Source organism: Vibrio sp. 10N.247.310.23, from assembly GCF_041467155.1.
GTDB classification, from domain to species: domain Bacteria; phylum Pseudomonadota; class Gammaproteobacteria; order Enterobacterales; family Vibrionaceae; genus Vibrio; species Vibrio crassostreae_C.
The window spans coordinates 98,467-111,018 of record NZ_JBFSTZ010000006.1 but is presented as its reverse complement, the minus strand read 5'-3'; the positions used below and the strand labels follow the sequence as shown (position 1 = coordinate 111,018).

The window sequence follows — 12,552 nt, the reverse complement described above, 5'->3', positions numbered from 1 at the left end:
ACTAGACTTCCTTGGTCACTCGCATCACTTCTTCTAGGGACGTTACCCCTTTCAGAACTTTGCTCAAGCCATCATCTCGAATACTTGGTGTTGTGCCACGAATTGCTTTCTCAATCGCCTGTTCACCAGCCTCACTGTGAATCAGCTCTTGTACCGAATCGTCAATCATCAATAGCTCATGAATACCAGTACGGCCTCGATAGCCTTTGTGACTGCAGCTTTCACACCCTTTGGCATGGTAAAGCGTTAGGCTGTCTTTCTTCTTCAACCCAAACAGTTTTTTCTGTTCTTTATCCGCTTCGTAAGGTTCTTTACAGTCGTTACACAGGGTGCGAACCAAGCGCTGAGCCAAAACACCCAGCAGCGAAGAAGAGATCAAGAAGGGTTCGATGCCCATATCACGCAGACGCGTAATTGCACCGATTGCCGTATTGGTGTGAAGGGTCGACATCACTAAGTGACCGGTCAAAGAGGCTTGAACAGCGATCTCTGCGGTCTCTAAGTCACGTATCTCACCAATCATTACCACATCGGGATCTTGACGAAGAATCGCACGTAAACCACGCGCAAAGGTCATATCAACCTTAGGGTTCACTTGTGTTTGACCAATGCCATCGATATCGAATTCGATCGGGTCTTCAACGGTTAAAATGTTTCGTTCATTGCTGTTGAGTTCTTGCAGGCCTGCGTACAGGGTCGTCGATTTACCTGAACCTGTCGGGCCGGTCACCAAGATAATGCCGTGTGGGCGCTGAATCAGCTTACGGAAGTTTTCATGGTTTTCTGCTGTCATACCTAAACTGTGCAAGTCTAGACGAGTGGCGTTTTTGTCCAACAGACGCATTACCACACGCTCACCGTGCGAAGAAGGCATGGTTGAAACACGAACATCAACCGCTCGGCCACCAATACGCAAAGAAATACGACCATCTTGTGGCACGCGTTTTTCCGCAATATCCAATTTAGCCATAACCTTTACACGTGACACGAGCAGCGGAGCCAGTTTACGGCTCGGCGCCAACACATCACGTAACACACCATCAATACGGAAACGGATCGACAGTGATTTCTCAAAGGTTTCGATGTGTATATCCGAAGCACCCTCTTTGATCGCCTCACCCAGCATCGCATTGATTAACTTGATGATTGGTGCATCATCTTCTGATTCAAGTAAGTCTTCGTCTTGAGGCAGTTCTTCCGCTAGTGAGAAGAAATCATCACTATCAGCACCAATGTCTTCCATGAGCTGACGAGCTTCCGACGAGTCACGCTGATAAGCATCGGTCAGTTTTTTATCAAACTCATCGAGAGTAATCGCTTGTGGCGTGAAACCATTTTTCACAACACGACTCACTTCAATGATCGCCGCCGATTTCAGTGGCTCAACATAATAAAGTATCGGTGCGCGCTCTGGATGTTGATACTCCAACACCATCTTATAGCGATTCGCAAAGCTAAACGGCAAGCGCTGATAAGTACGTGCCGCCCTTACCAATTCAGCCATTATTCTGTTTCCATCTGATCAATGAAGGCTTGAAGTTCAGCCGGGTAATTCATGCTTTCGCCAAATTTAGGCAATACCGGGATGTTATCGTCTGCCATTAATTTCAGTCCTTGCTCAGCCTTGTACAACTGCTCAGCACGGATGAAGTTGTATTTACGCTGCGTGATACCATCGGCTGTCATACCATCACGAATAATGGTTGGTTTGATGAAGACCATTAGGTTCTTTTTCTCAACCTGAGTACTGGTTGATTTGAACAGGTGTCCTAGAACAGGGATATCGCCCAAGAACGGCACCTTAGATTCACTTTCCAGCGCTCGCTCGTCAATCAAGCCACCCAGCACCAGCATTTGACCGTCTTGAACAATCACTGACGTATTTAGCTGACGCTTAGCAAAACGAACATCTACTGCCCCGTTTGCGCCTAATACGTTCGATACTTCTTGTTCTATTTGCAGCTGAACTGAGTCACCTTCATTGATTTGTGGCACGACTTTTAGCTTGATACCCACTTCTTTACGTTCAACCGTTTGGAATGGGTTATCGTTACTTGAGCCTGCGGTCGAGCCAGTTAAAACAGGCACCTCTTCGCCCACAATGAACGACGCTTCGCCGTTATCCATCACGGTGATACTTGGAGAAGATAGGATATTTGAATTTGAATCGGTCGCTACTGCACTGATCAAGGCAGTCCAGTCACCCATCACTACGCTCATTGCCGCGCCATTAACGCCAGAAAGAGCAGAAGCTAACGTTGAGTAGTCACCGGATTCTGTGGTCGTTTCATTACGCAAAAAGGCGCCATTATCATCATAGACTGCGGTGGTCGTTTCAGTGTCTTTCGCTTCTTCTAAACCAACCATTACGCCACCGATTGACGCACCTGTGTTGCCATACTGAATCACAGCACCAGTATCAAGGTTACCCCATTGCACACCAAGGTTAATGCCATCACCCTCTGCCATCTCGACAATTAGGGCTTCAATCAATACTTGAGCACGACGAATATCCAACTGTGCGATCACATCTTGAAGCGCATTCATGATGTCCGGTTGTGCGGTAATCACCAACGAGTTGGTATCACTGTGAGCGGAGATCATCACTTGGTTACGTTGCGATGAGCTGCCTTTGGTTGAAGATTGCTTTTCTGATTGCAGGTTGTCCGACACGCCTTTCAGCACATCGACTAAATCTTCTGCTTTGGCGTATTTAAGGTAAATTACTTGGTTGTTGCCCTTGGTTGCCATTTCCACATCAAGCTGTTCAATCAACCTTCTTAAACGGCTACGTACCTTAGGGTCACCTGAGATAAGAATCGCATTGGTACGTTCATCGGCAACTAATTTAGGTTGTAGAAATGCAGGTGTGTTTTTCGCATCAGTGGTTTTGCTTAACGCATCAACGATACGTACCATTTCTGCCGCAGAAGCATTCTTTAGCTCAACGACTTCAATCTCTTTATCACCCGCTTGGTCAACACGCTTGATGATTTCTGCTAAACGGTTCACTACCGCCGCACGACCGGTAATCAAGATGATATTGGCAGGATCGTAGTGCACAACGTTACCCGCACCGGCATTATCGTTCAATTGACGAAGCAAAGGAGAAAGTTCACGAACCGAGACATTACGAACCGTCACAACACGTGTCACCACGTTGTCGCCTTTGATCGTATCACTGTCTCCAACGACTGGAATTGCCGATGTTTTCGAATCCTTGGCTTTGATGATCTTAAGAACACCCGAGTCCATTTCAACGACCGCGTAGCCATACACCTCTAATACGTTTAAGAAGAAGCTGTAATATTGCTCTTCATTGAGTACGTCATAACTGCGCACATCAATTTTCCCGCGTACCGAAGGGTCAACGATGATGGTCTTCTCTAAGTTGCGGCCAACAATATTAATAAACTCTTGAATGTCAGTGCCCTTAAAGCTGGCACTAAAATCACTCGCGATGGCTGCGGGTGTGCAGATCAAGCTTCCTGCTAATAACCATGCACTTTTCTTAAACCAATGCTTCACGTACTTCTCCTACACTTTCGTCCTTCGTTAGACGCAAAGTTTTAAAATTCAATAAACACTTCATGTTGTTGACCATCTCTCTCGACCACCAGATTTAGCTCTGTTAGTTCTGAGATGGAACGGAATATGTTGCCCATAGCAGCAGGGTCTGTCAGGTCTTGTCCATTTAACTGAGTGGCAATATCTCCGTTTTGGAGCCCAACAGAGTTAAAAAGTTCTGAATCTTTGCCAGGGCTCACACGATAACCGATCACTTTATCGTCACGCTTCACCTGAGACAGTCGAACATATTGGAAGATTTGTTGCGGATCTTTCATTATCTTCGCTTTAATTTCATCAAGCTTCTCTTCTGCTGAAGCCGGATTATTACCACGAACCGAAGAAGAGCTACGAGGTGGCGCAGGCGCTGATACAGCCAAACGCTTGTACTCAATACCTTCAAGCATCAAGGTTTCGTCTCGTCCTGAGTTATCAATGATAACGCGGTCGATTAATACCGCTTTTAACTTGGCTCGAGTGCCTTCAATCTCTTCATTAATTCCGTAGGTCGCTTGCGTGCCGCGATTGGCGATCACCGCTAAGCTCAGTTTTGGATTCGAGCTCGCGACTGCACCCACTAAAACGAGGTTTAATCGCGTCTTAGGCGCATCTTGGATAACTTGCTGTTCAACCACAGCGGGCGTGCTTGGGTTGTAAGCACCAAACATGTTGCTCTGCTGCAAAGAAGAGATATCAAGGGTCGATTGAGGTGCTGAAGACGATGAAGCCGTTGCTGTCCAAGGCGCGATAGTTTGCTCAGCAGGTTCGATAAACCATGCAAGCTGCCCTAAGATCCATGCGGAAGCTGCAATCAATACACAACAGGTCGCTAAGCTTAGTTTCTGCTGAAGTACAAATCCATTCTCTAATAAGCGGCTCAACATAGGAGAATTCCCTACGCGATTTTTGAGCTCTAAAAAGTTCACTTTCCTAGTCCCTTTTCATGACGACAAACGCTGCAAATCATTAAACTTTCAGCTTTTTTATTCATTCGTTCGATACCAAGCTTATTTAAGCAATAAGATCCTGAACTATATCATAGCAAATCGATAAATCGGCATAACATGGCTATTTTGTATTATGACTTGAAAAAAATGCCAACCGCCTCCACTTTAAGCTTCTACTTAATGTGATAAGCATCATCAAAAACATGTTGCGCACTGTTCGTTACAGTTAAACCGCATTCATTTCTCACTTAATAAGGCACAGCCCTATATGAAAACTGCTAATGAAGCTGTCAGACTCGATAAATGGTTGTGGGCAGCTCGTTTTTACAAAACCCGGTCTATTGCTCGCAACATGGTCGATGGTGGCAAAGTCCACTATAATGGTCAGCGCAGCAAGCCAAGTAAAATTGTCGAACTTGGGGCTGTGATTACACTGCGCCAAGGTAATGAAGAAAAGACGGTAACGATCGAGAAAATCTCAGCCCATCGTGGTGGAGCCCCGATCGCTCAAACCCTCTATGAAGAAACCACCGAAAGCTTGGCAAAAAGAGAAGAGTTTGCACAACAGCGCAAGCTAAATGCTCATAGCCCAGCACCAGAACGTCGCCCAGATAAAAAGCAACGTCGTGACATCATCAAGTTCAAGACTCAATAAGCTAGAAGGAATAGCCAAATGGCAGACCCAATGTCTACAAGTAATGTTTTAAATCGCTACCTATTTGAAGACCTATCAGTACGTGGTGAATTGGTACAGATGGACGAAGCGTACCAACAGATTATTTCTAGCAAGGAATACCCAGCTCCAGTACAAAAGCTGTTGGGTGAGCTACTGGTTTCAACGACGCTACTAACGGCGACCCTAAAGTTTGAAGGTTCTATCACGATGCAGCTGCAAGGTGACGGCCCAGTATCTCTAGCAGTTATCAATGGCGATCACGATCAGAAGATCCGTGGTGTTGCTCGCTTTGAAGGCGATATCGCAGACGACGCAGGTCTACACGCCCTAATGGGTAAAGGTCATCTAGTGATCACTATCGATCCTAAGAAAGGTGAGCGTTACCAAGGTATCGTTGGTCTTGAAGGTGACACGCTTGCACAAGTGCTTGAAGGCTACTTCGCTAACTCTGAACAGCTTAAGACTCGTCTATGGCTGCGCACTGGCGAGCATGAAGGCAAAGCACACGCTGCAGGTATGTTGCTACAAGTAATGCCTGACGGCACCGGTACTCCAGACGACTTCGAGCACCTAGAGCAACTAACAGACACCGTGAAAAACGAAGAGCTATTCACTTTAGAAGCTAACGAACTGCTTTACCGTTTGTACAACCAAGAGAAAGTACAGCTATTCACACCACAACCGGTTGAGTTCTTCTGTGGCTGTTCACGCGATCGAAGTGCAGCAGCAATCATTACTGTTGCTCAAGAAGAGATCTACGACATCCTAAGCACCGAAGGAAGCGTTGGTCTACACTGCGATTACTGTGGCACAAACTACTCGTTCGACAAGAATGATGTTGATGCACTGTACGCAGAAGCAGCAGATAAAGGCAGCAATACGGTTCATTAATTTACGGCGTACCAAAAACACGTAATTTACCCCAAAAAGGTCAGCACTCAGCTGGCCTTTTTTGTGATCAAAATAGCGCAAACTCCGTAACATCTCGTAATAAAATCACCGCTTAATTTTAATCAATTAATAATGTTCTCGCCCCTAGCGCAAAGGTTTGCGTACAGGATAGACTAGTCGGGCCAATATGTGACGAGACGCTTAAAACCCCATGGCTAATATGGATATTTTTTGAGCTATATCCCTGTTTCCCCCGAGTCTCGTTGCTAGCATGGTGAGCAGATAACAATAAAAAATTAATACAAAATCCCTACAAAATATCCTACAAGGAGCACCTATGACCGTTATGGAACATACAAAGGCTGCACAAATTGATCTAACTAAGCACGGACTGACTGGCGTTACTGAAGTTCTTCGTAATCCTAGCTACGAGCAGTTATTCGTTGAAGAAACACTGCCAGGTTTGGAAGGCTACGAAAAAGGCGTAGTAACGGAACTAGGCTCTGTTGCGGTAGACACTGGTATCTTTACTGGCCGCTCACCAAAAGATAAGTACATTGTTAAAGATGACACAACCCGCGATACCATGTGGTGGTCAGATCAAGGCAAAAATGACAACAAACCGATTACAACTGAAGTATGGAATGAGCTGAAAGAGCTTGTGACAACTCAGCTATCTGGCAAGCGCCTGTTTGTCATCGACGGTTATTGTGGTGCTAACCCTGATACGCGCTTAAGCGTGCGTATTATCACTGAAGTAGCGTGGCAAGCGCACTTCGTTAAGAACATGTTCATTCGTCCAACTGACGAAGAGCTAGCAACGTTCGAACCTGATTTCGTGGTAATGAACGGTGCTAAAACAACTAACCCTAACTGGGAAAAGCAGGGTCTAAACTCTGAAAACTTCGTTGCTTTCAACCTAACAGAGCGCGTTCAAATCATCGGTGGTACTTGGTACGGCGGTGAGATGAAGAAAGGCATGTTCGCAATGATGAACTACCTGCTTCCTCTGCAAGGCATTGCTTCAATGCACTGTAGTGCAAACGTCGGCGAGAAAGGCGATGTAGCCATCTTCTTCGGTCTATCTGGTACAGGTAAAACTACGCTTTCAACCGATCCTAAGCGTGAGCTAATCGGTGATGATGAGCACGGTTGGGATGACGATGGTATCTTCAACTTCGAAGGTGGTTGTTACGCGAAGACGATTCGTCTATCTAAAGAAGCAGAACCTGAAATCTACAATGCAATCCGTCGTGATGCACTACTAGAAAACGTAACAGTTCGTGGTGATGGTTCTATCGATTTTGATGACGGTTCAAAAACTGAGAACACTCGTGTTTCTTACCCAATTCACCACATCGATAACATCGTTAAACCAGTATCAAAAGCCGGTCACGCTCAAAAGGTTATCTTCCTGACTGCTGATGCATTCGGTGTACTGCCACCCGTTTCTAAACTGACTCCAGAGCAAACGAAGTACCACTTCCTATCTGGCTTCACTGCAAAACTAGCGGGCACTGAGCGTGGTATTACTGAGCCAACGCCAACGTTCTCTGCTGCATTTGGTGCGGCATTCTTAACTCTCCACCCAACTCAGTACGCTGAAGTGCTTGTGAAGCGTATGGAAGCAGCTGGCGCTGAAGCTTACCTAGTGAACACAGGTTGGAACGGTACTGGTAAACGTATCTCTATCCAAGATACGCGAGGCATCATCGACGCTATCCTAGATGGCTCAATCGACAACGCTGAAACTAAGGTTATCCCTATGTTTAACCTAGAAGTGCCACTAGCGCTGCACGATGTTGACCCAGCGATCCTTGACCCACGCGATACGTACACTGACCCTCTACAATGGGAAAGCAAAGCGAAAGATCTAGCCGAGCGCTTCATCAACAACTTTGATAAGTACACAGACAACGCTGAAGGTAAGTCACTGGTTGCAGCTGGTCCTCAACTGGACTAATCCAACCATCTGCTCGGGCTTAGCCAAAAGCAAACGCCCAATTTAAAATGATATTTTTGTAGCAAGCCCCTCTTTTGAGGGGCTTTTTTGTTGATGCTTGACCCTTTTTGTTCCACTCTGTTTTAAGACTATTGAAATTTAAGGCTTTCAGGGAATGAAAAAGGTATTCATGGTGTTCGGCATTGTGTTGGCTATCGCCGTTGCAACTATCGCAGCGCTGCTATTAAGCCTGCAGACCCAATACCGTGCGGATGTTGCCAACTTTTTTATCAAACATACGATTGAACAACCTGTATTCATTGAAGATGTTGAGTATCAGGCGCCTTATCACATCACCTTAATGGGCATTACCCAAAGCCAACCAGAAAAGCAAACACCTCTGTATATCGACAAGATCGATCTTTGGTTCAGCCCCAGCTCGATGACAGAGGCCAAACTGGTCTTTGAATCTGTTTTGATCAGCGGCCTACAATTAGAGGCAGACGATCTAAAAACACTGACTTCTTTATTTACCCAACCAAACATCAAGCTCCACCAGCTGGCCATCAACAATCTCGACTTTTCGACGCCAGAGTTTAATGCGCGAGGCATCGACCTGCAGATCTCCGCCCCAACGTGGAACAACGATAACTCGCTGCTACCTTATGGAAAAACCCAACTCTCTGCCTCACAACTGTATTGGCAAGGTGAAGCATTCGATAATCTGTTGATTGACCTAGACTTAAAACCTAGCGATAGCACGCTTTATGGTGCTTCATTTGACTGGCGTGGCGCCAAGATTTCCGGTCAAGCAGAGCAGTATCAACAAGATTGGTCGTTGGTGAACGTGACCGTCGATGGATTACGACTCAATCAGAAACAGACCCAAAACCTACTAAGCAAAGAGTGGGATGTTGCAGGCATTAAGATTAATCACATCAATAGCTTAGATATTCTGCGTAGCGACGTAGAGTGGCAAGATGGCCACCTCGCTGCCTTTGATGCCTCATTAGAAAATATCCAACTGCCTTTTGAAATCTGGAAACAACAGAAAGCCATTTTTTCTCTACAGGCAGAAGGAGTGACCATTGATGATGACATGTTCATCGAGCCAAGCCTAAAGCTCAACCTAGAAGCAAACCGGATTCTGATTGAGGATTTCTATACTCAATTGCTGCAGGGCACTGTTCAGCTCAATGGCGAAGTTACCCCTAGCAGCATTCAATTAGCGCAGCTCGACCTGCAAGGCATCAAGTGGATTACCGAAAACCAAGATAGCCCTCTACCGGCCGCTCGCCTATTACCTTGGCTCACACAGCTCCAGAACGTCGAGATTAACCGACTTAACATAGAACGCAGTCAACTTATCCAACTCGCACAACAACCTTACTGGCAGGTCTCAGGATTACATGTCGAGGGGCATCAAGTTCAACTACTGCAAGATAGAAAACTGGGTCTGTGGCAAGGGAAGCTGATGGCGAGCGCCAATGATGCCAGCTATCAAAATATTCTCAGCGCACAGCCTGTGGTTGAGATGAATAGCGAACAAGGGAAATGGACGCTGACACGTCTGTTTGCGCCACTCAGGAATGGCTACATTGAAGCCAATGCAACGCTCGATTTTAACCAAATCAGCAAGCCATGGAGCTTAGATATTTCTGTCGATGGGTTACCGATAGCACCCATGCTGCAGCGACTTGAATTACCACTCGATGCAACCGGCTATGGCGAGTTTGAACTTCAAGCCGCAGGTTTATATGGCGACTCACTGATGCTCGGTTACTCAACCACAGGGCAACTCACTGGCAGCGTTCGCCAGGGTGTGATGACCTTTAATGACAAGCTTTCTGAAACATCGACTGATAACGTGTTTGAAATTCCAGAGCTTAATGCGCATTTTGACCGTGGGCGCTTCACTCTCGAACCGATGCACATTATTGGTGCGTCAGCAGCAGAGCAAGGCGAACAAAGGGTTCAAACGCTCAATGGCGAGGCTTCTGGAGAACTCGACTTGCTTAAAGCCGAGCAACACACCCTCTCGATTACCCTATCGGACCCATGTCATCAAATCTCAGGAAAGCTCACCCAAGCTGAGTATTCGGAGATTAACGACTGCCAACAAAAAAACGCCACTCCTCAGGAGTAGCGCTTTCAGTCAATAATTCTATCTATCATCAAGCGAGCGTGAAGTTATTCACTCGCCTTGCTATCCGTCGATAGTATTTTCTTATAATCAGGGATCAGCATATAGGTTCCCGTAAACTCTACCGCTTCCACATCGCCGCTATGAATGGTCACGTGAATGATGATACGTGCCTTTCTTCCTGACGCAAGGCGGTCCAAGTCACCACTGATCCCATCCAATGAAGTAGAGGCAACAGGGTTTTGCTCAACCGGGTGACGATAACGAATATTACTGTCTGCCAGCACGATATCACCGGTCAGCCCGCGTTCTTTCATCAATAACCAAGTCATCCCCCAACCAGTTAAGGTCGCTAAGGTAAAGGCAGAGCCTGCAAACATGGTATTATGCGGGTTCAAGTTGGGATTCAGCTGAGCACTACACTCAAATTGGTAACCCGTGTATTGGTTGATCTTGATGCCCATCTTGTCACTGATCGGGATCTGATGTTCCCAGCGCTGCTGAAGCTCATTACACCACTCAGGCTTACGCAGAACGTCTGCCATTGGGTCAAGATGCTTAACCATCTGTTGGTGACGCACAGGGCCACGTTGATCGTTAATCTCACCGCGACGTTCAAATTCATTCTTCTCATAGAATGAGATCGCATCTTCACGTGCATTACACACCAAGCGCTTAGCACCTTCTTGGCGAGCCAATGACTCAAGTGCGACTAGAATCAACGAACCCATGCCTTTACTTTGGCGAGATTTCTTCACCGCCATGTAGCGGATCTGACCTTCCAGATCTGGGGTGATATACAGACGACCAATCGCCATCGGGCGACCACGACCATCAACAATCATGCGATGGTGACTCATTGGGTCATATTCATCGCGCTCAGAACCTACCGGCATTCGCCAAGGTTCACGGAGCATCTGCCAACGAAAATGGTAATACTTGTTTAGCTGATTTTCGGTGGTTGGTGTTATGAGTTTAAACATGCTTATTCCTTTAAGCCTAAACCTGCAGCCAGAATGTCACTGGGCCATCATTAACCAAAGACACTTTCATGTCGGCTGCGAATCGGCCACGTTCCGTTGGTAACACTGATTCACACTGGTCAGAGAAATAGTTATAAAGACGCTCAGCATCTTCTGGGTGAGCACCACGAGAGAACCCTGCTCGAGTCCCTTTCTTGGTATCGGCCGGCAGAGTGAATTGAGACACCACTAATACCTTACCTTCTACTTGCTTCACGTTGAGGTTCATTTTATCGTCTTCGTCTCCAAAGACACGATAAGTGGTCACTCGTTCCATCAAACGTTTGGCTTTGGCTTCGTCGTCACCTTTTTCTACGCCTAACAAAACTAATAAGCCTTGTTCAATCTCACCAACTACTTCGCCATCAACACGGACGGCAGCTTCACTTACTCTCTGGATCAGTGCTATCACTGTTGTTTCCTTGCTCTGTGATTTTGTCGTTATCCGAAGAGTGTACCATTTCTTTCGAGTCACTCCACTGTTCCTGCTCACCCAATGCAGCGGTCACCTCAGCACCCACCAGCACAATCAACCAGCACAAATAAACCCAGACAAAAAGAATTGGTATTGCCGCCAATGCGCCATAAATCAACTGGTAAGAAGGGAATTGAGTAATGTAGGCCGCGAAGCCTTTCTTACTGAGTTCGAACAACAGAGCCGCCACTAGAGAACCTGCAGCCGCATGAGAAAAGTGTATCTTTTTGTTGGGAACCAACAGGTACAGACCGAAAAACGCAAAGAAAGAGAGAATCAAAGGCAGTTTGCGAATTACGGTATTAAAGGCGCCAGATACGACTTCATTTTGTAGCAGACTGAGCGATGTCACATACGAAGTGGCAGCAATACTCGCCCCAACCAAGATCGGCCCAAGTGTTAGCACCATCCAGTACATTGAGAACGACAATACCGCACGTCGCTTCTCATTAACACGCCAGATGTAGTTTAGGTTCTTATCGATATTCGAGATCAACATCAGTGCCGCAATGAACAAGAACACACCACCGACCGCCGTCATCTTACCCGTGTTGGCAACAAACTCGAGCAAGGCACCGTGCACCGCATCTCCTGACGCTGGAACAAAGTTGATAATAACGAAGTTTTGAATCACGATACCAACATCAGCAAAGATGGAAAATGATGACAAGATAGAGAGCAGAACCGTCAACATCGGTACGATCGAGAGCAAAGTAATGTACGCCAAGTAGCCCGCATTCACGTTGACTCTATCGTGCGTCATTCGCGCCAAAAGATAGCGAGAAAACTGAATACTGAGTGTGGCGACCTTTTTTATCTTCAACTTGTAACTCCCTTGTAACTCGTTCATAGTCCTAATTAATATTCCGTTACTTAACTATAGGAAACT

At 46.3% G+C, this 12,552-nt stretch carries 10 protein-coding genes; 4 read left to right on the top strand and 6 right to left on the bottom strand.

Features of this window, described 5'->3' with window-relative positions; translation table 11 throughout:
• Position 1: 1 nt before the first annotated feature.
• The 3 genes from gspE to gspC are packed head-to-tail and all read right to left on the bottom strand — an operon-like array spanning position 2 to position 4,451.
• The gene (gene gspE / locus AB6D93_RS06450) at positions 2-1,504 is read right to left on the bottom strand and encodes a type II secretion system ATPase GspE (protein ID WP_372050050.1); all 1,503 of its coding nucleotides are present in this window, start codon (positions 1,502-1,504) and stop codon (positions 2-4) included.
• Positions 1,504-3,528, bottom strand: coding sequence for a type II secretion system secretin GspD (gene gspD / locus AB6D93_RS06445; protein WP_102332599.1), 2,025 nt, complete (start codon positions 3,526-3,528; stop codon positions 1,504-1,506). The genes gspE and gspD overlap by 1 nt, the downstream gene beginning before the upstream one ends.
• A gap of 41 nt (positions 3,529-3,569) precedes the next feature.
• Positions 3,570-4,451, bottom strand: coding sequence for a type II secretion system protein GspC (gene gspC, locus AB6D93_RS06440; RefSeq protein WP_017062489.1), 882 nt, complete (start codon positions 4,449-4,451; stop codon positions 3,570-3,572).
• A gap of 331 nt (positions 4,452-4,782) precedes the next feature.
• On the opposite strand from gspC, the gene hslR reads away from it, so the two are divergent.
• The 4 genes from hslR to AB6D93_RS06420 all read left to right on the top strand — a co-directional run bounded on the left by hslR (position 4,783) and on the right by AB6D93_RS06420 (position 10,169).
• Positions 4,783-5,169 carry a ribosome-associated heat shock protein Hsp15 gene (hslR, locus tag AB6D93_RS06435; RefSeq protein ID WP_017062490.1) on the top strand — a complete coding sequence of 129 codons (387 nt, stop codon included), beginning with the start codon at positions 4,783-4,785 and terminating at the stop codon, positions 5,167-5,169.
• Between the two features lie 18 nt (positions 5,170-5,187).
• Positions 5,188-6,081 carry an Hsp33 family molecular chaperone HslO gene (gene hslO / locus AB6D93_RS06430; RefSeq protein ID WP_017063067.1) on the top strand — a complete coding sequence of 298 codons (894 nt, stop codon included), beginning with the start codon at positions 5,188-5,190 and terminating at the stop codon, positions 6,079-6,081.
• Between the two features lie 337 nt (positions 6,082-6,418).
• On the top strand, positions 6,419-8,044 hold the full coding sequence (gene pckA, locus AB6D93_RS06425) for a phosphoenolpyruvate carboxykinase (ATP) (RefSeq protein ID WP_017062492.1): 1,626 nt from the start codon (positions 6,419-6,421) through the stop codon (positions 8,042-8,044).
• A 154-nt stretch (positions 8,045-8,198) separates the two neighbouring features.
• Positions 8,199-10,169: an AsmA family protein gene (locus AB6D93_RS06420; RefSeq protein WP_102332598.1), complete on the top strand. Its 1,971-nt coding sequence runs from the start codon at positions 8,199-8,201 to the stop codon at positions 10,167-10,169.
• A 44-nt stretch (positions 10,170-10,213) separates the two neighbouring features.
• Here the strand turns inward: AB6D93_RS06420 and AB6D93_RS06415 are convergent, their stop codons facing one another.
• The 3 genes from AB6D93_RS06415 to AB6D93_RS06405 are packed head-to-tail and all read right to left on the bottom strand — an operon-like array spanning position 10,214 to position 12,513.
• A complete protein-coding gene (locus tag AB6D93_RS06415; protein ID WP_102332597.1) occupies positions 10,214-11,149 on the bottom strand; it encodes a bifunctional GNAT family N-acetyltransferase/hotdog fold thioesterase in 936 nt (311 codons plus the stop codon).
• Positions 11,150-11,165: 16 nt separating this feature from the next.
• Positions 11,166-11,600, bottom strand: a complete 435-nt coding sequence (dtd, locus tag AB6D93_RS06410) for a D-aminoacyl-tRNA deacylase (RefSeq protein WP_004735590.1) — start codon at positions 11,598-11,600, stop codon at positions 11,166-11,168.
• On the bottom strand, positions 11,572-12,513 hold the full coding sequence (locus tag AB6D93_RS06405) for a virulence factor BrkB family protein (protein ID WP_102332596.1): 942 nt from the start codon (positions 12,511-12,513) through the stop codon (positions 11,572-11,574). The genes dtd and AB6D93_RS06405 overlap by 29 nt, the downstream gene beginning before the upstream one ends.
• Positions 12,514-12,552 lie beyond the last annotated feature (39 nt).

Bases quoted from the DNA above. Each gene is read 5' to 3' on its own strand.
- pckA (WP_017062492.1), top strand. From the start codon at position 6,419: ATGACCGTTATGGAACATACAAAGGCTGCACAAATTGATCTAACTAAG.
- gspC (WP_017062489.1), bottom strand. From the start codon at position 4,451: ATGTTGAGCCGCTTATTAGAGAATGGATTTGTACTTCAGCAGAAACTA.
- gspE (WP_372050050.1), bottom strand. From the start codon at position 1,504: ATGGCTGAATTGGTAAGGGCGGCACGTACTTATCAGCGCTTGCCGTTT.
- hslO (WP_017063067.1), top strand. From the start codon at position 5,188: ATGGCAGACCCAATGTCTACAAGTAATGTTTTAAATCGCTACCTATTT.
- AB6D93_RS06405 (WP_102332596.1), bottom strand. From the start codon at position 12,513: ATGAACGAGTTACAAGGGAGTTACAAGTTGAAGATAAAAAAGGTCGCC.
- AB6D93_RS06420 (WP_102332598.1), top strand. From the start codon at position 8,199: ATGAAAAAGGTATTCATGGTGTTCGGCATTGTGTTGGCTATCGCCGTT.
- hslR (WP_017062490.1), top strand. From the start codon at position 4,783: ATGAAAACTGCTAATGAAGCTGTCAGACTCGATAAATGGTTGTGGGCA.
- AB6D93_RS06415 (WP_102332597.1), bottom strand. From the start codon at position 11,149: ATGTTTAAACTCATAACACCAACCACCGAAAATCAGCTAAACAAGTAT.